Source organism: Rhodococcus sp. IEGM 1351 (genome assembly GCF_030056875.1).
Taxonomy (GTDB): domain Bacteria; phylum Actinomycetota; class Actinomycetes; order Mycobacteriales; family Mycobacteriaceae; genus Rhodococcus_F; species Rhodococcus_F opacus.
Map to the genome: position 1 here is coordinate 59,316 of NZ_JASHKU010000022.1, position 21,736 is coordinate 81,051.

Here is a 21,736-nt window from a genome sequence, read left to right on the forward strand (position 1 = left end):
CGCATTCCCGCTAGCAGGTAAATCCCGTTCGGTCACTCGTCGGCGACCGGGATGGTGATGTCCAGCATGGTCCCGTGACCGGGGGGACTCGTGATCAGCATGTGGCCGCCAAGGGCCTCCACACGGTCCTGTAGTCCGATGAGGCCAGAGCCCGCACCGGACGAGGCGCCGCCGACGCCGTCGTCCCCGATCACCAGGTGCAGAGTGCCGTCCTCCGCCCGCAGGGACACATCCACCTCGGAGGCGTGGGCGTGTTTGGCGGCGTTGGTGAGCGCCTCGGCGACCACATAGTAGGCGGCTACCTCGACCGATTCGGAGAACCGCCCCTCGATCGCGACGTCGAGAGCAACGGGGACTGCGGAACGACGAGCCAGCGTCCGCACCGCCGATCCCAGCCCGCCCTTCGACAGGATCGCCGGATGGATCCCGTGCGAGAGTTCCCGCAGATCCTCCGACACGCCCGTGAGCCCCGAGGCGATGGCCGACAACTGCTCGCGCACGTCCCCCCACTCGGCCGGCACCGACGCCTCCGCCATCCGCACCTCCAGTCCCAGCGACACCAGCCGCTGCTGGGCCCCGTCGTGCAGGTCACGTTCCAGGCGACGCCGGGCCTCGTCGGTTGCCGTGATGATCCTGGCCCGCGAGGCGATCAGTTCGGCACGGGTCGCCGCATTGGCGATCGCGGTCGCGACGAGATCGGCGAAGTCACCGAGTCGGACCTCGGTGTCCGCGGGCAGCGGCTCGGTGCGCCGCGATCCGACGATCGCCGCGCCCCACACCCGTTTGTCCACGACGATCGGGACTCCCACGATCGATCCGAAGCCCTCGGCACGAATGCGGGTAGCAACTGCCCCACCGACATCTTCGTGGTTGTCGATCCTGGCGCCGTGGCCGGTGCGCAAGACGATCGCCCCGACGTCGTCGCCCTCCGTCGAGATCCTGTCTCCGGTGACGGGCATCCGAGTTTCCCCCGGCTCGTATCGAACGGCGACCAACGTCCCTGTGCCGTCTCCCTCGTAGCGAAGCAACACGGCGTCGACCACATGCAGCCAGAGCGCGAGTTCTTCGGCCACCGCCGTGAACACCTCCGAGGGGCTCACCCCACGCGCCGTCAACGTCGCCACCCGACGTAGTGCGGCTTGGTGTTCGGCGAGGATCGCGAGCTCGTCCCGGCTCGCCTCCGCCTCCCGGCGGCGCAGAACCGCTTCCGCGGTACGCAATCTGGCCTGGCCCGCCATGAGGTTGGCCACCAGAGCGACCGGCAGGAAGACCACGATGGCCACCCAGTCGCCGGCTTTGGCCGGAAGCAGGGTCCCCGCCACCTGAAGGTGAAAGTAGACGTAGACGAACGCGCTCACCAGAGTCGTCATTACCGACAGCGCAAATCCCCACCGAGCCGAGACCACCAGAACTCCGAGCAGGAACACCGCACCGAATGCATTTTGCGGCGCTACCTTGTCCAGCTGATGCACCACAACGGTTTCCACGGTGATCACGGTGGCGGCGACCACGATCCCCAACCACAACGGCGGGGTCGTCGGACGCACCAGCAGCGATATCAGACGCGCAGGCATCTGGTGCGCGTCCGCGTCGAAAGCCGCCCAGGGGGCCTCCGCGCCGCGCCGCGACAGGGCTCCATGTGACCGCCGTGACCACTTTCGCGTCATCGTGCATGCTCGGATCAGTCGTGGAGTACTCGGACAGACCTCGATGAGCATCATATCGAGCTGCCGGTCCGGTCTCATCCGACCGAGTTCCCGTCACTCGGCTGACACCCGCCGATGTCGCTACGCTGGGCACAGGCCGATGCAGTAAACCTTGGGAGGAAGCGGTGGTAGCCGTACAGATACAGGTGGGTGATCTGGTGCAGGCGTCCGGTCACGCCGGTCCCTGGCTGGTGGTCGAGCTCAGCAAGGGCATGGCCTCGCTGCAGCATCCCGACGGCCATCGGCTCTCGGTCCGGACGACGGCCCTGTCCGTGGTGCACAAGGCGACGAGCCCGGCCGGCGAGGTCGAACCGGCCGACCGCGAACAGCCGGGAGAGGCCCCCACCCTCTTCGACTAGTCGACGATCGTGGTGACGATCGACGTGGCAGCCGGGGTCCGCGGGGTCGAGCCGAACCCGAATCGGACGGGCGGATCCACCGGCTGCAGCGCGCCGAGGTCCCGGCCGCGCCAGGATGCGGACATTCCCACCACCCGCCGCTGATCGACGGCGCCGTAGTACTCCCGGCGCCCGTTGCCTGCGGTGCCGCGGGTACGCACACCACGGAGAACGACACGGGCGATCGGGTCGCTGACCACACAGAACCACGGTGCACTCGCGAGCGCCCGCGGGATCAGGTTCAGCAATCGTCCGAGCGTGGTGCGGGCGCCGAGCTCGAAACTCACGCGCAGGTCCCCGCCCTCGACGGTCCGGCTGCCGCCGGACCGCGAGCACCGGACGGACGCGATCACGGTCTCGTCGAAGACGTACGTCGCGGTGACGAAGTCGCGGACCACCTCCGACGGGGCGAGCAGCACGCGGTGACCGTCCGCGAGTTCGACCATGACATCCGTGAACTCACCGAGCGGTGATCGCGACCAGTGTCCGACGACGATGCGCACGCCCGAGCCGGTGCCCAGGCCCGTGATCTCCCCGTCGAACCGCCATCTGGTCATTTGGTCAGCGTATGCGCGGTCACTCCGTCAGGTGTCGGTACTTCGCGATGCTCCGGTCCGACAGCACGGTGCGGAGAATGAATCGTGTTTGCGCCGTGATGTATTGGTCCACCGTGTAGCGGGACGCGAAATGCCAGTGCTTGAGCGCCCACCCGTGCGCGAGCATCATCATGTCGAATGTTGTCAGATCGACGTCGAGATCGCTCGCGATGCCCGCGGCGATCGCGGCATCGAGGGCGTCGTGGAGCGGCTTGGAGGTCGCCACCTCGAGTTCCTTGATCCGCTCACGCCCGTCCTGGTCGAGCGTCCGGCTCTCCCGATACGTCAGCACGACGGCATCCAGATTCTCGTCGACGATCTCGACATAGCGCCGGAACCCGGCCACCAGCCGCTCGACGGGGTCGGTTCCCGCTGCGTCCATCGCGGGCTCGAGCTGATCGCGGAAGGCGTCGAGGATGTCGACGATCGTGGCGAGGAGGATGTCCTCCTTGCCGCCGAAGTATTTGTAGATCAGCCCGACGCTCACCTGTGCCTCGTCGGCCAGCGCCTGCATGGACATCTGGTGGAAGCCGGTCCGCTGCATCACCGTGACGGCGGCGTCGAGCACCTGACGTCGCCGCGAGCTGACGCGGACGGCGCGGACGGCTTCGTCGAGTGGAAGGGCGGACGTGTCCTTCGCCATGACAGATGACCTCTCCTTGCTGGCAGAACCTGCGGTGAACGAGTATTCACAGTATCCCGCGCGGGGCCGGAACCGCAGTCCGGCCCGCGTCAGATCCCGAGATCCTTCGCGACGATGGTCTTCATGATCTCGGTGGTACCGCCGTAGATCGTCTGGATCCGAGCGTCCACGAACGCACGCGCCACCGCATATTCACGCATGTATCCGTACCCGCCGTGCAGTTGCAGGCACCGGTCGGCCACGCGAACCTGCAGTTCGGTGGTCCACCACTTGAGCCGCGCCGCACGGGCCGGGGTCAGTTCTCCGCGGACGTGCTGCCGGATGCAGTCGTCGAGATAGGTCCGGGCCAGATCGAGTTCCGTGGCCAGCTCCGCGAGAACGAACTGGGTGTTCTGGAGACCGGCGATCGGCTTTCCGAAGGCGCTGCGTTCCTTCACATATTCCAGGGTCTGCTCGAGCACTCCCTCGGCGGCCGCGACCGCGCCGACGGACAGCGAGAGGCGTTCCTGCGGCAGATTGTGGACGAGTTGATAGAAACCCTGCCCCTCCTCGCCGAGGAGGTTGGCCACCGGCACGCGCATGTCGGCGAACGTCAGCTCGCTCGTGTCCTGGGCGTGCAGCCCGATCTTCTCCAGATTGCGGCCCCGGGAGAATCCCGGTGTGCCGGATTCGACGACGAGCAGCGACAGCCCCTTGTGCTTGTCTGCCGACATGCGCACGGCGACGACGAAGAGCGTGCCGTTCTGACCGTTGGAGATGAACGTCTTGCTGCCGTTCACCACGTAATGGTCGCCGTCGCGCACTGCCGTGGTGCGGATCCCGGTGAGGTCACTGCCGGTGCCCGGCTCCGTCATCGCGATGCCGAGAATCGTCTCACCGGTGACGGTTCCGGGAAGCCAGCGCGCCTTCTGCTCCTCGGTCGTCATGTCCGTCAGGTACGGCAGCACGACGTCGTTCTGCAGAGAGAATGCGATGCCCGCGGCGGCGGCACCCGCCCGATTGACCTCGTCGACGACGATCGCGTTGTAGCGGAAGTCCTCGACGCCGGGGCCGCCGTAGGCTTCGGGAACCGGGAAGCCGAGCAGCCCCTGCTTACCCGCGTCGGTGAACAGTGCCGGGTCGAGGCAGCTTTCGCTCTCCCACTGCTCGTGCCGCGGGACGATCCGCTCGCGCACGAAGCTGCGGACACTGTCCCGGAACTGGTGGTGCTCGGACTCGAATTCGATGGTCATCACGGTGTCCTTTACGAGCCGGTGGTGTGGGATCCGCGGGCACTCGGAACGACGAACGCCCCGCTCTCGAACTCCCGGCGCGCGGTGTCGGTGGCCTTGTAGTGCAACTTCTTTCCCGTCGCAGACACGGGGAGTGACTCCACGAAACGGTAGGCCCGGGGGCGCTTGAACTGCGAGAGCATCGGGTGTCTGCGGCAGAAGTCGTCCAGATCGTCCGCGGACGGGACCGGTGCGGTGGTGACGACGTAGGCGACGACGATCTGCCCCCACTTGTCGTCGGGAACCCCGACCACCAGCGAATCCGTGACCGACGGGTGCCCGCCCAGTGCTTCCTCGATCTGCACGGGGTGCACGTTCTCGCCGCCGGACAGGAGCATGTCGTCCTTGCGGCCGACGATCGTCACGAACTCCTCGTCGTCCCACGTGGCCAGATCACCGATGTGGAGCCAGCCGTTCCGGAACTTCCGTTTCTCCTGCTCCGGGGCATCGAAGTAGGCGTTGGCGCCTTTCGGTGAGCGGACGATGACCTCACCGATCTCGGTTCCGTCCTTGGCGACCGTCTCGTGAGCGTCGGCGAGGCGGTCGTCGAACAGCCGGACCACGGCGACGTCGTCGTCGATGCAGGCCCGCCCGGCGGTCCCGGCCATCTCCGGCAGATCGATGGGCCGGAGGAAGGTGTTCCAGAACCCTTCGGTGCTGCCGTACCCGTTGAAGATGCGAGGATTCAGCACCTTCTGATAGTGCAGTGCCGCTTCCCGTTCGAGTGGCGCACCCATCGTCACGATGCCGTTGAGGGTCGACAGGTCCCGGGGCTTCTCCTCCTGTGCGCGAGCGAGCACCGCCAGGTTGGTCGGGGCACCGATCAGGAACGTCAGCCCGTATTCCTCGACGTAGTCGAGGGTGACCTCGGCGTCGAAGCTGCGCTGCGCCACCAGCGAGGAACCGAGATAGAACGTGGGATTCGGCCCGGCGCAGTACAGCCCGCCGCGGTGGAACCACGGAGTCATGTTCAGTGTCTTGTCTTCCGCTGTCAGCGGGAAGTGCATGATCACGTCGTGGGCGCTGAAGATCTCGATCATGCTGTTCAGCGGAACACCCTTGGGCATGCCGGTGGTTCCGGACGTGAACAGCCGTGTGGTTTCGTCCCACACCGTGCGACTCACGTCCGGCGGTGAGGCCGGCTCGGCCACGAGTTCGTCGAAGCGAATCACCTCGAAACCGTTTCCCGGCAGTGGTTCTCCGGGTCCGACGGCAACGACGAGCGCGGGCTTGTGTGTGGAGCGCGACAAGGCATCCCGCACCATCTCGCCGATCTCGGTGTCGTAGACGAACACCATGGGGCGGTTCGCGTCGAGGATGACCGCCGTCTCCCCGGACGCGAGCCGGAAGTTCATCGGCGCTCCGACCGCGCCGCAGGCCTGCCCGGCCAGGTACAGCTGGGCGAATTCGGAACCGTTGAACAACTGGTAGGCCACGACATCGCCTGGTGCGACGCCGGCGCGGGCAAGCCCGGTGGCGAGCCGGTCGACGCGATCACCGAGTTCGGCGTACGTCCAGCTCTCGCCGGTCGACGGGGACTGCATCGCGAGTCGATCGGCGTACCGGTGGGTGTTGCGCCGGAAGCCGTTCAGATAGGTGAAATCGTGCTCGAAGTACTGACGATAGGCGTGGGCGTCGTATGTGTACGTCATGATGAGTCCTCCGTCCCGGTGCCGGTCAGCCGGCCATGGTGAGGCCACCGCTGACGCTGATCACCTGGCCCGTGATGAACGACGCGGATTCGGACGCGAAGAACAGGACCGGCGCCGCCACTTCCTCCGGGCGGGCGAGCCGCCGGAACGGAATGGCCTTCACCAGAGACTCTTTGAGCTTCTCCGGCTGCGCCTGGAACAGCGGGGTGTCGGTCGGGCCCGGGCACACGCAGTTGACGTTGATCCCGTACCGGGCCATCTCACGGGCGAGCGACTTCGACAGCGCGATCACACCCCCCTTCGCACCGGCGTAGATGCTCTCCCCCGCACTGCCGACACGGCCTGCATCGCTCGCGAGATTGATGACGCGCCCGCCGTTACCGGCCTCCACCATGCCGGGAAGGAATGCACTGCACATGTGCACGGGCCCGAGATAGTTGATGGCGACGACCTTCTCGGCGAATTCGGTAGTGGCGTTGAGGAACTGATCGGTGCGGTCCCACCCCGCCGCGTTGACGAGGACGTTCGCGACGCCTACCTCGGCCGTCACCCGGTCGCGCAGGGCGTCGACCTGCGCCCGGTCGGCGACGTCGACGGTCATCGGAATGAGCCGGTCGGGCCGTTCGGCTGCTGTCTTCTCCGCGGCCTGCGGGTCGAGGTCGGCGACGACCACCGTGTCGCCGTGCTCGGCGAGCGCGAGGGCGATGGCCCGGCCGATGCCGGATCCTGCGCCGGTGACCACTGCGATGTTGTTGCTCATGCTTTTTCCCACTTCCCGTGCTGTCGGACTCAGGCGTTCACGAATTTGTTGAAATCTGGCTTGCGCTTCTCCGCGAACGCCGCCGCCCCCTCGAGGCCTTCGGGTGAGTGCGTGAACAGGTCCAGCGCGGACATCGCGAGGTTGCTCAGTCCGGCCTGGTGATCGGTGTCGGCGTTGAACGACTGCTTCAGGAAACGCAGGGTGGTGGGGCTCTTCTCGGCGATCTCCGCGGCGACGGCCTTGGCCTCGTCGAGCAGTCGGTCGGCGGGGACCACCCAGTTGACCAGGCCCCAGCGTTCGGCGGTGACCGCGTCGTACTGGCGGCAGAGGTACCAGATTTCCCGGGCGCGTTTCTCGCCGACGACTCGCGCCAGGAAGGCGGACCCGAAGCCCGCGTCGAAGGAGCCGACGCGGGGACCTGCCTGGCCGAACTTCGCGGTCTCGGAGGCGATGGTGAGGTCGCAGAGAACGTGGAGGACGTGGCCGCCGCCGACAGCGATGCCGTTCACCGCGGCGATGACGGGCTTGGGGACGTCGCGTATCAGCTTGTGCAGGTTGCCGATTTCGAACATTCCACTCTCGGTCGGGCCGTAGTCGCCGGTCTCCGCGCGCTGCTTGACGTCGCCTCCGGTGCAGAACGCCTTCTCCCCCGCACCGGTGAGGATGATCGCCTGCACCGCGTCGTCGGCCCACGCCGAGCGGAAGGCCTTGATCAGCTCCTCGACGGTCTTGCCACGAAAGGCGTTGTAGCGCGCGGGGCGGTTGATCGTCACGACCGCAGCCGGGCCGTCGACCTCGTAGGTGATGTCTTCGTAGTCGGTCACGGTGATTCCTCTCTCTGAAGTCTGCAATGAGTTGATGTTCATAAGTAGTGAACTAGCATTCGACGTGAATGAACGTATATTCACACCGGGCAGTGTGTCAAGGGTCACTCGGCGCTCGGTGGCACTAGAGGAAGGCGCCGACCCCGGTCTCCGCCCGGCCGATCAGCAGCTTCTGGATCTGACTGGTGCCCTCGTAGAGCGTCATCACCCGCGCGTCGCGCATGTATTTGGCGACGGGATATTCGTCGACGTACCCGTACCCACCGAAGATCTGTATTGCGTTGTTGGCGGCGCGAACCGCGGCTTCACTGCAGAAGTACTTCGCCTTCGACGCGGCCGTCCCGAACGGTTCACCGCGCTCGATCAGGTCGGCGGCCCGCCAGGTGACTAACCGCCCCGCGTCGGCGTCGACGGACATGTCGGCGATCAGGTCCTGCACGAGTTGGAACGAGGCGAGCGGACGGTCGAACTGCGTGCGCTCGCGGGAATAGGCGACGGCGGCCTCGAGGCAGCCCTGGATGATTCCGACGCAACCCGCGCCCACCGACACGCGACCCTTGTCCAGCGAGTGCATCGCGATGGAGAAACCCTGCCCCTCGGATCCGAGCAGGCAACTCGCGGGGACGCGGACGTCCGTGAAGGACAACTCGGCCGTCGCCTGCCCGCGCAGTCCGAGCTTTCCGCGGATCTCGCGCGATTCGAATCCCGGGGTGTCCGTCGGAACCAGAAAGGCCGAAACCCCTTTGGGCCCAGGGCCTCCGGTGCGCGCGAACACCAGGCACAGTTTCGCCCACGTGCCGTTGGTGATGAAGATCTTGGACCCGTTGATGACGTAGTCGTCGCCGCTGCGTACCGCCTTGGTCTTCAGATTGCCCGGGTCGGAACCGTTGTCCGGCTCGGTGAGCCCGAAGCAGGCGAGCGCCTCACCGGACGCGATGCGGGGCAGCCATTCGTGCTTCTGATCCTCGGTGCCGTGCGAGAGGATGACCTTGCCCACCAGCCCCATCGACACCGACACGATGCCCCGGACCGCGGAGTCCGCCCGGCCGAGTTCCTCCATGCCGAGGCAGTACGTGATGTAGTCGCCGCCGAGACCGCCGTACTCCTCCGGAATGGTCATGCCGAAGAAGCCGATGTCGGCGAGCTTCTCGACGATCGCGGTGTCCACCGATTCGGCGCGGTCCCACGCGGCGCGGTGCGGCACGACCTCCTTGTTCACGAAGTCGCGGGCCAGCTGCCGGAACTCCTTCTGCTCCTCGGTCAGTGTCAGGTCCATGGATGCTCCTCGATGCCGCGTTGAATACACGATCACTTTTCGTGAGTTATCACTCACTTGAAGTGAAGCTATATTCACTCCCGGGTGTCGTCAACCCCCGAGCACTGGCCCGGTGCCGCGTCGGCTGAGTAGGCTCGACTCATGCCGGTCACCTGGTCGGACGGGGTCGATGACGTCATCCGTGGCGATCTGACCTGCGGGTTCGCGTACATCACACCCGCAGGCGGGGCGGTGGTGACGGCGGTGGCACCCCTCGGGCTGAGCGACCGCGAGCGGGGAACGGTCGGCTTCACCACCTCGCTGGGGTTCGGCCGCAAGCTCGAACGCATCAAGGGTGAACCCCGGGTGGCGCTCGCCTACCACGCCCGCGAGCACGGGATCGGCGACGGTACCAATCAGCGCTACGTGCTCGTGCAGGGAGACGCGACGTTCGACCCCACCCCCGACCCGGAACTGCTCGAGGACATCGGCCGGCGCTCGACCCCCTACACGGGCGAGCCACGCCGCGGCGCGTTCTGGGACCGGTGGCTCAGCGCGTACTACGCCGACCGGGTACCGGTGACCGTGACGGTGACACGGGTCGTCGCCTGGCCCGATCTGCACCTGACCGGCCGGCCCGAGGTGTTCGGCGCACCGCTGCCCGCCGTCGACCCGGAACCCCAGACTCCACCGAAGAGGGGCACCGGCCCACGGGTGGATGCGGCCAAAACCGGTGGGCGCGCGGCGAAGCTGTCGCACCGGTTGCTCGCCTACCGTCAGGCGGACGGCTATCCGGTCGTCGTTCCGGTCGACGTCGTTTCTGCGAGCAGCGAGGGCGTGCGTCTGACGGTGCCCGCCGGCGCGCCGCAGGGCGGCCGCCGCGCCGGGCTGCTCGCCCACGCCTACCGCGCCAAGCTCGTCGGCCTCGAGTCGCGTCAGAACACCGGTTGGATCGAGGTCACGGGCACCGAGGCGCTGTATGCGCCCCATACCCAGGCCGGGTTCGCGGCGCCGCCGAACAAGACCCTCCTGCTCCTCGCCAACGGGTTTGTCGCCCGGCGGGGGCTGGCGAAGGCCCGCAAGGAGGGCCGGACCCAGGCCATGGGCGGCTGATTCACCCGTCGCACGTGGTTCACCGCCGCCGGGTTACTCGCGGTATTCTCACCTCAACCGAACCTTCGGTCGGCTCCCGTGGATGACGGCGCACCGATGCGGTGGAGTTCTGCACCTGGAAGGATTGCGCGCATGACTACGGCACGCCCCGCACGGAAGACCGGATCGCCCGGACGTCCCGGCTACGACCTCGACTCGCTGCTCGCTGTCGCAGTCAAGGTCTTCAACGACAAGGGTTACGACGGCACCAGCATGGAGGTACTGGCCCAGCGCCTGGGAATCACGAAGTCGTCGATCTATCACCACGTGTCCGGGAAGTCGGAGCTGCTCGAGCTGGCATTGTCGCGCGCGCTCAACGCCCTCTTCGCGGTCACCACCGAGGAGAAGGCGACGAGCGGCCGGTACATCGACCGTCTCGAGTATCTCGTCCGCCGCAGTGTCGAGGTCCTCGCCGCCGAGCTTCCCTACGTGACGCTCCTGCTGCGCGTTCGCGGCAACACCGCGGTGGAGCGTCGCGCACTCGCCCGCCGCCGCGAGTTCGACGCGTTCGTCAGCGACCTCGTCGTCGCGGCGGCGGAAGAGGGAGACCTGCGGCCCGGCATCGATCCCGCGCTCACCAGCCGGCTCGTGTTCGGCACGGTCAACTCACTGATCGAGTGGTACCGCCCGCGCACCGGCGGGACCGTCGCGGACCTGGCGGACGCCGTCGTCGAGCTGACGTTCGACGGGCTGCGCCGCACCTGATCACCGCGGCGACCGGCGTCAGCCGCCGTCGCCCGGGGACGAACCGGAATCCGCTCCGCACCGCCGCGCCGAACGTCGTTGGGACGGAAGCTCTGTGGTGGTCATGACGACCTCCTGATGCCGCTCGATGCGGCACGTGGTGCATTCGGGATGACCGTTGACGTCTGGTGTGGATCCCCGATCGTTACCGGGATCGATGAGACGATGACGGCATGACCGACAGCGAGAACCCACGTGGAGCGCCGCGCAAATGGCGTGGCCGGGAGCCGGCCGACCGTCGCGCGGCGAGGCGTGCGGCACTGATCGAGGCCGGCCTGCAGATCATGGGAACCGAGGGAACGGCAGCGACGACGATGCGCGCGACCTGCCGTCAGGCCGGCCTCACCGAGCGCTACTTCTACGAGAGTTTCGACAATCGCGAGGCGCTGCTCGTCGCACTCCTCGACCACGTCGTCCTGGGCGCGAGGGACACCCTGCTCAGGGCTCTCGAGACGGGTCCCGACGATCCGGGCGAACTCGTCCGCCACGTCGTGAAGGCGTTCACCGGCTACATCGCCCAGGACCGGCGGCGGGGACGCATCATGTTCGTCGAGTCGCAATCGGTGCCGGAATTGGCCCAGCGCGGCGACCAACTCGTCACCGAGTTCACCACTCCCATGACGGCGGCACTGACAATGCTGGGTGTCGACGGCGCACCCCGCGACGCCGTCAACACCCAGCTGAACGCGATTGCCCTGTTCGGGGCGATCGCCTTTCTGTACCAGCGCTGGCTCACCGGCAGCCCGAAGATCTCGCAGAAGCGGATCGTCGAGCACATCGCACTCACCATCGAGGCTCATGCGCCGGTGAACAGCACCCCCTAGACGTGCGCGGCGCGAACCAGCGGTCGCCGCATCGCTTCCAGGCCCGCGACGACCGCCACGGCGATCACCACGTGCATGACCGAGAGCGCGATGGTGCTGGCGGTGTCGAAGTCGGCCTGAATGGTCAGGGCGATCGTCGCGAGCGGCAGCAGGGCGCCGATCACTTCGGCCGGACGGATGACGGCCACCCATTTCAGCGAGATCAGCGCGGCCAGTGTCATTCCGATCAGTATCGGAACGACCGTCAGGATGACGACACCGCCGGGCGCCACACTGCTGGTCTTGCCGGCATCCGTCATCTCGAACGAACCGCCGGCAGCCAATCCCAGCAGCCAGATCACCAGGTTGGGGACGAGCGCGCCGATCGTAGTCGCGGCGATCGCCCACAGGCGGCTCAGTTCGAGCGTCATCGGGTTGATCCGTGAGGTCGTGGTTGCAGAAATCGTGGTTCCGGTGCTGGACATGTTCGTTTCTCCCTGTCGAGTGGCTCGAAGTGCTACTGACCGATCCTGCAACCTCAACCATTGTTTGGGTCAAGGCCTTAAATCGAGGTCTTCTCGGTGAGACCCGAACAGATAGACCCGGGCGGAACGCAAAACTCATCGCGGTCGGCCCCGGTCGGCCATCTGGGGAAAGATGGTCACCATGAACTCTGCCCCCACGACACCTCCCCGACCGCGGGGGCTCCGCAACCCCCTCCGCATACTCGCGCGCTGGCTCGGCACCCGCGAATGGGTGATGCGGATGGCGCCGATCATCATCTGGCTGGAGTCGCACCTGCGCGCGTGGACCGGCAACCGGGTGAGCCTGATCGGTATCGCCGGACTGCAGTCCGTGCAGGTGACGGTCCCGGGACGCAAGAGCGGCACCCCGCGCACGACGGCCCTTCTGTGCATTCCGTACGGGGACGGGTACATCGTCACCGGCTCGAATTGGGGACGTCCCGAGCATCCGACGTGGTCGGTCAATCTGCGTGCGGCCGACGAAGCCCAGGTGAAGGCCGGGTCGCACGAATCCCGGATGAGCGTCCGGATGGTCACCGGAGACGAACGCGAGAATCTCTGGAAACTGGTGGTCGACTACTGGCCCGGCTACCTCATGGAGCATCGACGGTCCGGTGGACGTGAGTTCCGGCTGTTCGTGCTCGAGCCCACCCGCTCGGCTACAGAGAGTCGCGAATCCTGAAGACCGGCTCCACGAAGCGTTCGACGGCGCGACGCTCGGCGGCCGAATCGCCCAACGGCCAGGTCAACAGCGACAGGACGACGCGCACGATCCACCCCGCCGCCTCCTCGTCGGGCGCGATGCGGGTGAGCGAGATTGCCACCCGGCCGAGTTCGGGTGCGCGGGCCAGGTACTCGTCCGTACTTCTCGACCGCGACCCGGTGAACCACCGCGCCAGCGTCGGCTCCGCGCGGATCGCGGTCACCGACGCAAGAATCGCCTCGACGATCCGCTCCGAGTTCTCGAACGATTCCAGCGACTGCTCGACGTGGGCCGCCACGGCTCCGGCGGCGCGGGACATCACGGCGTCGACGAGAGCCCGCTTGCCCCCGACGTAGCGATAGAGCGTCGCGCGCGAGCACCCTGCCCGCGCGGCGACCTCGTCGACACCCACGCCGTCGATGCCCCGCTCGCGGATGAGGTCGGCCGCGGCGGCGTGAATCCTCTCGACGGCAAGCACCCGCCGGTTGCCGCCGGTCAACCAATCCGCGTGTTCCATCCGCGCCGCCGTCCGAAACATCGTTGCCCTTGTGTCTCACAGTGAGACGAATACACGAGAAATTCTAGAACACGTTTTCCAAATTGGGGTCATGATCAGGCTCGACGGCTCCAGATCCACTCACGCTGAGACAAGGGCAAATTCATCGCTGAACAGCGGAGTCGCAGTCCGCAGACCACTCTTGACAGCATCGTCCTTCGACGCGAACTGTGGTGATCTATAACAGGTTCCCGCCAACAAGGAGGCCTCGATGACCCACTCGCCGACCCGTGGAACCGACATCTTCGATCCTGCCCATCTCGACGAACCGAACGAGCTCTACCGGACACTCCGCGAGCACTCCCCCGTCCACCGGGTCGCCGGAACCGACTTCTTTCTGGTGTCCACGTGGGATCTCGTGACCGAGGCGGCAAACCGCACCGAGGTCTTCTCGTCGAATCTCACCGGTGTGCTGGTGCAGCAACCGGCGGGGCCGCCCGCGACGTTCGACATGGACGGCGGCGGTCAGGCCGTGCACGTGCTGGCCACCGCCGACGACCCGGCGCACCTGCACCATCGCAAGCTCGTGCTGCCGGCGCTCGGCCGCCGCATCCGCGCGCTGGCCCCGGCCGTGGACTCGCTCGTCGACACGCTGTGGGACGAGGGAATGCGGGACGGGCAGATCGACTGGGCGTCCGCGATGGCGGACCGGCTGCCGCTGGCGATGGTCGCGCATCTCATCGGCCTGCCCGAGTCGGACGTACCCCAGCTACTGACGTGGGCCTACGACAGCACGGAGCTGCTCGGCGGGGTCGTCGCCGCGGACCGCCTCGGTCCCCTCGTCACCTCCGCGGCCGAACTGGCCGGCTATCTGCGGGCGGAACTCGTGCGGGCGACTTCGGACCCACGCGACGACCTTCTGGGCGTCCTGGCACACGCGTGCGATGCCGGTGAACTCTCCGAGGACGTGGCGACACTCGTCCTGGTCCAGTTGGTCGGCGCGGGCGGCGAATCGACCGCGGGGCTGATCGGGGGCGCCGCACGACTCCTCGCCATCCGCCCCGGACTGCAGACCCGGCTGCGGCAACAACCCGCACTCGTCGACGCGTTCCTCGACGAGGCGCTCCGCCTCGAGTCCCCGTTCCGCGGGCATCACCGGCACGTAGTTGCCGACACCACGCTGGGCGGCGCCGATCTGCCCGCCGGTAGTCACCTGCTCCTGCTGTGGGGCGCAGCCAACCGGGATCCGGCCGTGTTCGAGCGTCCGGACGAGATAGTGCTCGACCGGCCGCACATCCGTTCGCATCTCGCATTCGGCAAGGGCGTCCACTTCTGTGTCGGATCGGCGCTCGCCCGCATGGAAGCGCTCGCCGCGACCACCGCACTGCTCGCGCGCACCAGCCGCTTCGCCCTCGCCGCCGACTCCGAGCCACGTTGGGTCCCCAGCTTGTTCGTGCGGCGCCACAGCGCGCTCCCGCTCCGACTCGAGGTGACACCCAGAGATTGACATTGACGTCAACATCAACACATACTGTGACCGTGACCACAAGTGAGGCTCAGGAGCGGGCGCGGTCGGCGCGGAAAGACAACGACGGTCCCCGCCGCCGCGAACTCCTCCGCGCCGCGAGCGCATGCTTCGCCGAACTCGGCTACGACCGGACGACCGTCGAGGTGATCACCACCCGGGCCGAAGTGTCGCGGGCAACGTTCTACGCCTACTTCTCGTCGAAGGACGAGGTGTTCCACGCCGTCGCCGCCGACGTGTGCGAGGAATTCCTCGAGTCGCAGCACGTGGAAGGACCGGCGAGCGAGGACCTGCGAGACGTGCTGCGCACCACCACGAAAGCGTTCGTGGAAGCCGTGTACACCAACGGACGCGTCCTCGAACTGATCAGGCACCGCGCCCGGCTCGACCCCGAGGTCGGCCGAAGCTGGACCACCGTGCAGACCCGGCTCATCCGCCGCTACACCCGGTTCATCGAGCGCATCGTCGCCACGTGCGACGTCACGCCGTGCGCGCCGCCTGCCCGCATCGCGCAGACCCTCGCCGACGCCCAGCTCGCGGGCGCCGCCCGGCTGGTCGACGCGACGGCCCGTGAACAGCGCCGCTACACCGCCGACCTGACCGCCATCTCCGAAAGACTCATCGGCTTCGCCTGACAACGACAATCCGCACAGAATCGGGAGTTCGGTATGCCCACCTCGCCTTCGAGTGACCCCACGGCCCTGGAATCGGCCCTCGCCGAGATACGCGAACTCCAGGACGCCGCGTGGCCACCGCAGGTACCGCGGACAGTCGAGTACCCGATCGAGGGCCGCACCGTGATCGACTACCTGCGGCACTGGGCGACGGCACGACCGCAGACTGTCGCGATCGACTTCTACGGTCGTGCGATCACCTACGCCGAACTCGACGAACTGTCCGACCGCTTCGCCGGCTGGCTCCTGCAGCGGGGCGCGTCCGCCGGCGACCGCGTCGGCGTCCATCTCACCAACTGTCCGCAGTTCCATGTCGCCATGCTCGGGATCCTGAAGATCGGCGCCGTCCACGTCCCGATCAACCCGTTGTTCCGGGAGCACGAACTCGCGTACGAACTCGACGACGCCGGCGTGGAGATCCTGCTGACGCAGGATTCGTTCGCGACCGTGGTCGAATCCGTGCGCGGCCAGACGGCGCTGCGGCACGTCGCGATCACCGCCGTGTCGGACCTGCTGCCTGCCGTACCCAGCGTCACACCGCCGTTCCCCGCCGCCTCCGTAACCACCGACTGGGCGGAGATCATGGACTCTTCACGTGCCCAGCGGATTCCGATGGACCCCGACGCGTTGGCGGCACTGAACTACACCGGTGGTACCACCGGGATGCCGAAGGGCTGCGAACACACGCAGGCGCACATGGTCTACACCGCCGCCACCGCGACACTGGCCGGCGGCAGGCAGGTGGGCGAGGCTCCCCCCGTGGTCCTCGGGTTCCTGCCCATCTTCTGGATCGCCGGCGAGGACTTCGGCATCCTGTACCCGCTGATCAACGGCGGCACCGTCGTGCTCCTCAACCGCTGGGACCCGGAGGCCGCGGCGACACTCGTCGAAAGTCGTGGTGTGACATCGATGGTCGGGACGGTCGACAACTATGTGGAGCTGATGGATCTGCCCGACTTCACCGACCGAGACTTCTCCACCCTGGACAACGCGATGGCCGTGTCGTTCGTGCTCAAGCTCGACCCCGCGATTCGCGGCCGCTGGCGCGACGCCACCGGACACGTGCTGCGGGAGGCCAGCTACGGGATGACGGAGACGCACACCGCCGACACCATCACGCTCGGATTCCAGACCGACGACGAAGACCTGCTCAGCGAACCCGTGTTCTGCGGACTTCCGGTTCCGGGCACCGACGTCCTGATCGTCGACGAGGCCGGGGTGCCCGTGCCGGTGGGGCACCCCGGACAGATCATCGTGCGCAGTCCGTCGCTGCTCACCGGTTACTACGGCAAACCCGATGCCACCACTGCTGCGCTCCGCGACGGATGGCTCCAGACCGGCGACGTGGGCAAGCTGAACGGCAAAGGCGCACTGCACTATCTGGCGCGCAACAAGGAAATGATCAAGACCAACGGGATGAGCGTGTTCCCGTCCGAGGTGGAGGCACTGCTCATGCTGCACCCCGACATCCAGTCGGCCGCCGTGGTCCCGAAGCCCGATCCGGGCAAGGGCCAGGTGCCGTTCGCGTTCGTCCAACTCCTGCCCGACCGTCAGATCTCGGGTGAGGAACTGCGGGAGTGGGCCACCCGGAACATGGCCACCTACAAAGTCCCTACCGTCGAGGTGCTCGACGCCCTACCCATGACGGCGACCGGGAAGGTCCGCAAGGCCGACCTGTTCGCTCTGGCCGAGGAGTACAAGTGACCCTGCTGGTCGCCAATCGTGGCGAGATCGCGCTCCGCATCATCCGCACCGCCGAGGAGATGTCGGTCGACACGGTCGCCGTCTACGCGGAGGACGACGCGGACAGCCCCCACGTGCGCGCGGCAACCGAAGCGGTCGCGCTCCGCGGGTCCGGCCCGTCCGCCTACCTGGACGCTCGCGCCATTCTCGACGCGGCAGCGGAGTTCGGTGCCACGGCAGTGCATCCCGGATACGGATTCCTCAGCGAGAACGCCGATTTCGCACGCGCCTGCGCCGAGGTGGGACTGTCCTTCGTGGGTCCGAGCCCCGAAGTGCTCGACATCTTCGGCGACAAGTCGTCGGCACGCGAGGCCGCCGTGGCCGCGAAGGTGCCGGTGCTCGCCGCGACCAACGGTCCCACCGACCTGGACGGCATCCGCGCGTTCTTCACGGAACACCCGGGCGGCATCATGATCAAGGCGCTCGCGGGCGGCGGCGGTCGCGGCATCCGTGCCGTCCGCAGCGCGGACCGTATCGACGAGGAGTACCGGCTGTGCGCGTCCGAGGCGCAGCTCGGGTTCGGCAACCCCGCGCTGTTCGCCGAGTCCCTTCTCGACGGCGCCCGGCACATCGAGGTGCAGGTGGTGGCGGCACCGCACGCGGGCGTGACGCGGGCCCTGGCCGTCGGCGACCGCGACTGCAGCGTGCAGCGCCGCCACCAGAAACTCGTCGAGATCGCCCCCGCGCAGGGGCTCGACCCGGGACTGCGCAGCGAACTGCACGAGGCCGCGGCCCGGCTGTGCGCCAGTGTCGGGTACCGGGGACTCGCCACCGTCGAATTCCTGGTGTCCCGGGACGGCTTCGTGTTCCTGGAGGTCAATCCCCGAATCCAGGTGGAGCACACTGTCACCGAGGAGGTGACGGGGATCGACCTCGTCGCCGTGCAGATCGCCATCGCCCGGGGAGCCGACTACGGGGAGCTGTCACTGCCGGACGGCGTCAGCGCCGTGGGGCTCGACGCGTCGGGCACACCCACTGCTGCGCGCGGAATCGCCGTCCAGGCTCGGGTGAACATGGAGACGATGCGCCCCGACGGTCAGGCCGTCCCCGCCGCGGGCACCCTGTCCGTCTTCTCGCCGCCGACGGGACCGGGTGTGCGCGTGGACACCTACGGGCGACCCGGACTGTCACCGAGTCCGCGGTACGACTCGCTCCTAGCGAAGGTGATCGTGCATTCGCGGGGCCCGTCGTTCTCCGCCGCGGTGCGTAAGGCCGATGCGGCGCTCGCCGAGTTCGTCGTCGAGGGCGTCCCCACCAATATCGGCTTTCTCCGGGCGATTCTGGCGGACCCCGGCTTCGCCGACGGCGTCGTCGGCACCGACCATCTCGCCGAGCGGATGAGTGCGCTCGTCGACGCCGCCCACGTGCACCAGCCGGCGGAGGTGGCGTCGGAAACACTCGAGTTGCGGGCGGGTGAGGACGTGCTGCGCGCCCACATGGCCGGGACCGTCGTAGAGGCGGCCGGAGAAGGTGCGACCGTAGAGTCGGGTGCCCAGCTCGTGGTGCTCGAGGCCATGAAGATGCAGCACGTGATCGCCGCGCCCGCCGGTGCGGTAGTCGAGCGGAATCTGGTGGCGCCCGGGCAGACTGTCAACGCCGGCGACCCGCTGGTCGTGATCCGCCGCACGGGATCCGAGGCCGGCGACGTCGCCGACAGCGCAACCGATCTGGATCGTGAGCGTGCGGACCTGGCGGAGATCCGGCAGCGACACGAGGTGACCCTCGACGCCGCCCGGCCCGCCGCTATCGCGAAGCGCACGAAGCTCGGGCGGCGCAGCGCACGTGCCAACATCGACGATCTGGTCGACCCCGGCAGCTTCGTCGAATACGGACCTCTCGTCCTGGCCGCGCAGCGTAGCCGCCGATCCGAGCAGGACCTGATCGAGAACACCCCCGCCGACGGTCTGGTCGCGGGGCTTGCCACCGTCAACGGTGACGTGTTCGGTTCGCGCGACGCCCAGGCGGTCGTGCTGTCGTACGACTACACGGTGCTCGCCGGGACCCAGGGCATGCGTAACCACGCGAAGACCGACCGGGTGATCGAACTGGCCGGCCGCAAGCAGGTCCCGGTCGTCCTGTTCGCCGAGGGTGGCGGCGGACGGCCCGGCGACACCGACGCCGGCCCGGCAGCAGGATTGGACCTGAACACCTTCCGGTCGCTGGCGGCGTTGAACGGGAAGGTTCCGCTGGTGTCGGTGGTCTCCGGCCGCTGCTTCGCGGGCAACGCCGCCCTCGCCGGAGTCTGCGACGTCCTCATCGCCACCCCCGACGCGAACATCGGCATGGGTGGCCCGGCGATGGTGGAGGGCGGTGGACTGGGTGTGTACCGGCCGGAGGACATCGGGCCCGTCGACGTGCAGCGGCGCAACGGCGTCATCGATCTGCTCGCCCGGGACGAGGTGCACGCCGTCGAACTGGCCAAGAAGTACCTGTCGTACTTCCAGGGCGCGCTCCCCGAGTGGGAAGCCCCCGACGAGCGGCTCGCGCGCCACGTCGTCCCGGAGAACCGGTTGCGCGCCTATGACGTTCGTAGTGCCGTGGAATCCATCGCCGATGTGGGCTCGGTCCTCGAACTACGCCGCGACCACGGCGTCGGCATCGTCACCGCGCTGATCCGGGTGGAGGGTGCGCCGTACGGGCTGGTCGCGAACAGCAGCCACCACCTCGGCGGCGCGATCGACGCGGTCGCGGCGGACAAGATGGCCCACTTCCTGGAGCTGTGCGAATCGTTCGGCTTGCCCGTCGTCTCACTGTGTGACACACCGGGATTCATGGTCGGACCCGATTCGGAGAAGGAGGCCACGGTTCGCCGCTTCGGCAATCTGTTTGTCGCGGGCGCGCGGATGACCGTGCCGTACGGAACGATCATCCTGCGCAAGGGGTACGGCCTCGGCGCGATGGCCATGGCGGGCGGCTCCTTCCACGCGTCCGAGTTCACGGTCGCGTGGCCGACCGGCGAGATCGGGGCCATGGGACTGGAAGGCGCGGTGCGGCTCGGATTCCGGAAGGAACTCGAGGCCATCGACGACCCCGCCGAGCGCGACACCGCGTTCGCGCAACTCGTCGACGCCGCCTACCAGCACGGGAAGGCACTCAACGCGGCGACGATCTTCGAACTCGACGACGTGATCGATCCGGCCGACTCCCGTGCCTGGATCGTGCGCCTCCGGCGCCCGTGAGTACTTGTTAACCGCGGGACGTTAATAAGCACTCACGGGGCGACGCCCACCACGGCCCGGCCCGAGTAGGTGCCGGCCCGCACCTGGTCGATCACCGAGACGACGTCCGCGATCGGAACGTCGTGGGTGATCGACTCGAGCCGGGACGGCGCGAGGTCGGACGCGAGACGGCCCCACAGCCGGCGCCGCTGCTCGATCGGGTACTGCACCGAGTCGATGCCGAGCAGGCTGACACCGCGCAGGATGAACGGCAGGACCGTGGTCTCCAACTTCGGTCCGCCGGTCAGCCCACTCGCCGCGACCGCACCGCCGTACTCGATGGTGCTGAGCACGTGCGCGAGGGTGGCGCCGCCGACGCAGTCGACCGCCGCAGCCCACTGCGCCTTGCCGAGCGGACGCGGTTTCGTGTCGGGCTCCGGGAGGCGGCCGATCACCGTGCTCGCGCCCAGTTCGGTGAGCAGTTCCGCCTTCTCCGGCTTTCCGCTCGACGCGACCACCTCGAAACCCGCCGCCGACAGCAGGTCGACGGCGACGGTGCCGACGCCGCCACTCGCACCGGTCACGAGCACCGGACCGTTGCCCGGCTCGACCCCACGGGACAGCAGCGCCTCCACGCTCATCGCGGCCGTGAAACCGGCGGTACCGATCGCGGCAGCGGTGCGGGTGGACATGCCGTCGAGTTTCACCACCCAGTCGGCCGGGACGCGGGCGAACTGCGCGTACCCACCGTGACGGGCGGTGCCGATGTCGTAACCGTGCGCGATGACCGTGTCACCGACGGAGAACTCCGGGGACTGCGACTCGACGACGGTGCCCGCCACGTCGATACCGGGCACGATGGGGTACTCGCGGACCACTCCACCCTTCGGTGTGAGCGCCAGTGCGTCCTTGAAGTTCACGCTGGAGTACTCGACCTGGATCGTGACCTCGCCCTGCGGCAGGAACGACTCGGCGACCGTCTCCTGGGAGAGGCCGATGGCGCCCTCGTTCTCGCGAGCGATCCAGGCGGTGAATTCCTTCATCAGCTTGCTCTCCTGACCTCGGGGGTGCGTCGAGACCATCATGCGACAGCCGTGCCCCGCAGACGA

The 21,736-nt window shown here is 67.7% G+C and carries 20 protein-coding genes; 9 read left to right on the forward strand and 11 right to left on the reverse strand.

All coding sequences use genetic code 11. From position 1 onward, the window contains the following. Positions 1–32: 32 nt before the first annotated feature. Positions 33–1,574: a GAF domain-containing sensor histidine kinase gene (locus tag QM806_RS30765; protein WP_005260977.1), complete on the reverse strand. Its 1,542-nt coding sequence runs from the start codon at positions 1,572–1,574 to the stop codon at positions 33–35. A gap of 257 nt (positions 1,575–1,831) precedes the next feature. Here QM806_RS30765 and QM806_RS30770 point away from each other — a divergent pair, with 257 nt between their 5' ends. Then, positions 1,832–2,065 carry a hypothetical protein gene (locus QM806_RS30770; protein WP_005250954.1) on the forward strand — a complete coding sequence of 78 codons (234 nt, stop codon included), beginning with the start codon at positions 1,832–1,834 and terminating at the stop codon, positions 2,063–2,065. Here QM806_RS30770 and QM806_RS30775 read toward each other — a convergent pair. The 7 genes from QM806_RS30775 to QM806_RS30805 all read right to left on the reverse strand — a co-directional run bounded on the left by QM806_RS30775 (position 2,062) and on the right by QM806_RS30805 (position 9,126). Further along, entirely contained in the window at positions 2,062–2,661 is a 600-nt protein-coding gene (locus QM806_RS30775; RefSeq protein WP_054247700.1) for a hypothetical protein, read from the reverse strand. The genes QM806_RS30770 and QM806_RS30775 overlap by 4 nt on opposite strands. Before the next feature lie 19 nt (positions 2,662–2,680). After that, positions 2,681–3,343: a TetR/AcrR family transcriptional regulator gene (locus tag QM806_RS30780; protein ID WP_005260980.1), complete on the reverse strand. Its 663-nt coding sequence runs from the start codon at positions 3,341–3,343 to the stop codon at positions 2,681–2,683. Positions 3,344–3,432: 89 nt separating this feature from the next. Further along, positions 3,433–4,575 (reverse strand): acyl-CoA dehydrogenase family protein, encoded by a 1,143-nt coding sequence (locus QM806_RS30785; protein ID WP_005260981.1) that lies wholly within the window; start codon positions 4,573–4,575, stop codon positions 3,433–3,435. 11 nt (positions 4,576–4,586) lie between these two features. Then, complete coding sequence (locus tag QM806_RS30790) at positions 4,587–6,266, reverse strand: class I adenylate-forming enzyme family protein (protein ID WP_283293899.1); 1,680 nt, start codon at positions 6,264–6,266, stop codon at positions 4,587–4,589. 25 nt (positions 6,267–6,291) lie between these two features. Beyond that, on the reverse strand, positions 6,292–7,026 hold the full coding sequence (locus QM806_RS30795) for an SDR family NAD(P)-dependent oxidoreductase (RefSeq protein WP_005260983.1): 735 nt from the start codon (positions 7,024–7,026) through the stop codon (positions 6,292–6,294). 29 nt (positions 7,027–7,055) lie between these two features. Continuing rightward, positions 7,056–7,850, reverse strand: a complete 795-nt coding sequence (locus QM806_RS30800; RefSeq protein WP_005250948.1) for an enoyl-CoA hydratase-related protein — start codon at positions 7,848–7,850, stop codon at positions 7,056–7,058. Between the two features lie 124 nt (positions 7,851–7,974). Then, complete coding sequence (locus QM806_RS30805) at positions 7,975–9,126, reverse strand: acyl-CoA dehydrogenase family protein (RefSeq protein WP_283293901.1); 1,152 nt, start codon at positions 9,124–9,126, stop codon at positions 7,975–7,977. A gap of 141 nt (positions 9,127–9,267) precedes the next feature. Between QM806_RS30805 and QM806_RS30810 the strand changes: the two genes are divergently transcribed. The 3 genes from QM806_RS30810 (at position 9,268) to QM806_RS30820 (ending at position 11,825) form a co-directional block, all read left to right on the forward strand. Continuing rightward, positions 9,268–10,218, forward strand: a complete 951-nt coding sequence (locus QM806_RS30810; protein ID WP_054247705.1) for a hypothetical protein — start codon at positions 9,268–9,270, stop codon at positions 10,216–10,218. 132 nt (positions 10,219–10,350) lie between these two features. Continuing rightward, a complete protein-coding gene (locus tag QM806_RS30815) occupies positions 10,351–10,962 on the forward strand; it encodes a TetR/AcrR family transcriptional regulator (protein ID WP_005250938.1) in 612 nt (203 codons plus the stop codon). Positions 10,963–11,174: 212 nt separating this feature from the next. Further along, positions 11,175–11,825, forward strand: a complete 651-nt coding sequence (locus QM806_RS30820) for a TetR/AcrR family transcriptional regulator (RefSeq protein ID WP_007301583.1) — start codon at positions 11,175–11,177, stop codon at positions 11,823–11,825. On the opposite strand, the gene QM806_RS30825 is transcribed toward QM806_RS30820, so the two are convergent. Next, positions 11,822–12,289, reverse strand: coding sequence for a DUF6069 family protein (locus tag QM806_RS30825; RefSeq protein WP_133985245.1), 468 nt, complete (start codon positions 12,287–12,289; stop codon positions 11,822–11,824). The genes QM806_RS30820 and QM806_RS30825 overlap by 4 nt on opposite strands. Positions 12,290–12,470: 181 nt before the next feature. On the opposite strand from QM806_RS30825, the gene QM806_RS30830 reads away from it, so the two are divergent. Continuing rightward, on the forward strand, positions 12,471–13,010 hold the full coding sequence (locus QM806_RS30830) for a nitroreductase family deazaflavin-dependent oxidoreductase (protein ID WP_007301584.1): 540 nt from the start codon (positions 12,471–12,473) through the stop codon (positions 13,008–13,010). Here QM806_RS30830 and QM806_RS30835 read toward each other — a convergent pair. Beyond that, positions 12,988–13,548, reverse strand: a complete 561-nt coding sequence (locus QM806_RS30835) for a TetR/AcrR family transcriptional regulator (protein WP_065492315.1) — start codon at positions 13,546–13,548, stop codon at positions 12,988–12,990. The two genes, QM806_RS30830 and QM806_RS30835, sit on opposite strands and share 23 nt — an antisense overlap. A gap of 250 nt (positions 13,549–13,798) precedes the next feature. On the opposite strand from QM806_RS30835, the gene QM806_RS30840 reads away from it, so the two are divergent. The 4 genes from QM806_RS30840 to QM806_RS30855 are packed head-to-tail and all read left to right on the forward strand — an operon-like array spanning position 13,799 to position 20,648. Continuing rightward, entirely contained in the window at positions 13,799–15,034 is a 1,236-nt protein-coding gene (locus QM806_RS30840) for a cytochrome P450 (protein ID WP_182624449.1), read from the forward strand. A 26-nt stretch (positions 15,035–15,060) separates the two neighbouring features. Further along, a complete protein-coding gene (locus tag QM806_RS30845; protein ID WP_167113949.1) occupies positions 15,061–15,687 on the forward strand; it encodes a TetR/AcrR family transcriptional regulator in 627 nt (208 codons plus the stop codon). Positions 15,688–15,720: 33 nt separating this feature from the next. Further along, positions 15,721–17,430, forward strand: a complete 1,710-nt coding sequence (locus tag QM806_RS30850) for an AMP-binding protein (RefSeq protein ID WP_182624448.1) — start codon at positions 15,721–15,723, stop codon at positions 17,428–17,430. Beyond that, positions 17,427–20,648, forward strand: a complete 3,222-nt coding sequence (locus tag QM806_RS30855; protein WP_182624447.1) for an acetyl-CoA carboxylase family protein — start codon at positions 17,427–17,429, stop codon at positions 20,646–20,648. Before QM806_RS30850 ends, QM806_RS30855 begins: the two co-directional genes overlap by 4 nt. Before the next feature lie 32 nt (positions 20,649–20,680). Here QM806_RS30855 and QM806_RS30860 read toward each other — a convergent pair whose 3' ends face one another. Next, the gene (locus QM806_RS30860) at positions 20,681–21,670 is read right to left on the reverse strand and encodes an MDR family oxidoreductase (RefSeq protein ID WP_005572974.1); all 990 of its coding nucleotides are present in this window, start codon (positions 21,668–21,670) and stop codon (positions 20,681–20,683) included. Positions 21,671–21,736 lie beyond the last annotated feature (66 nt).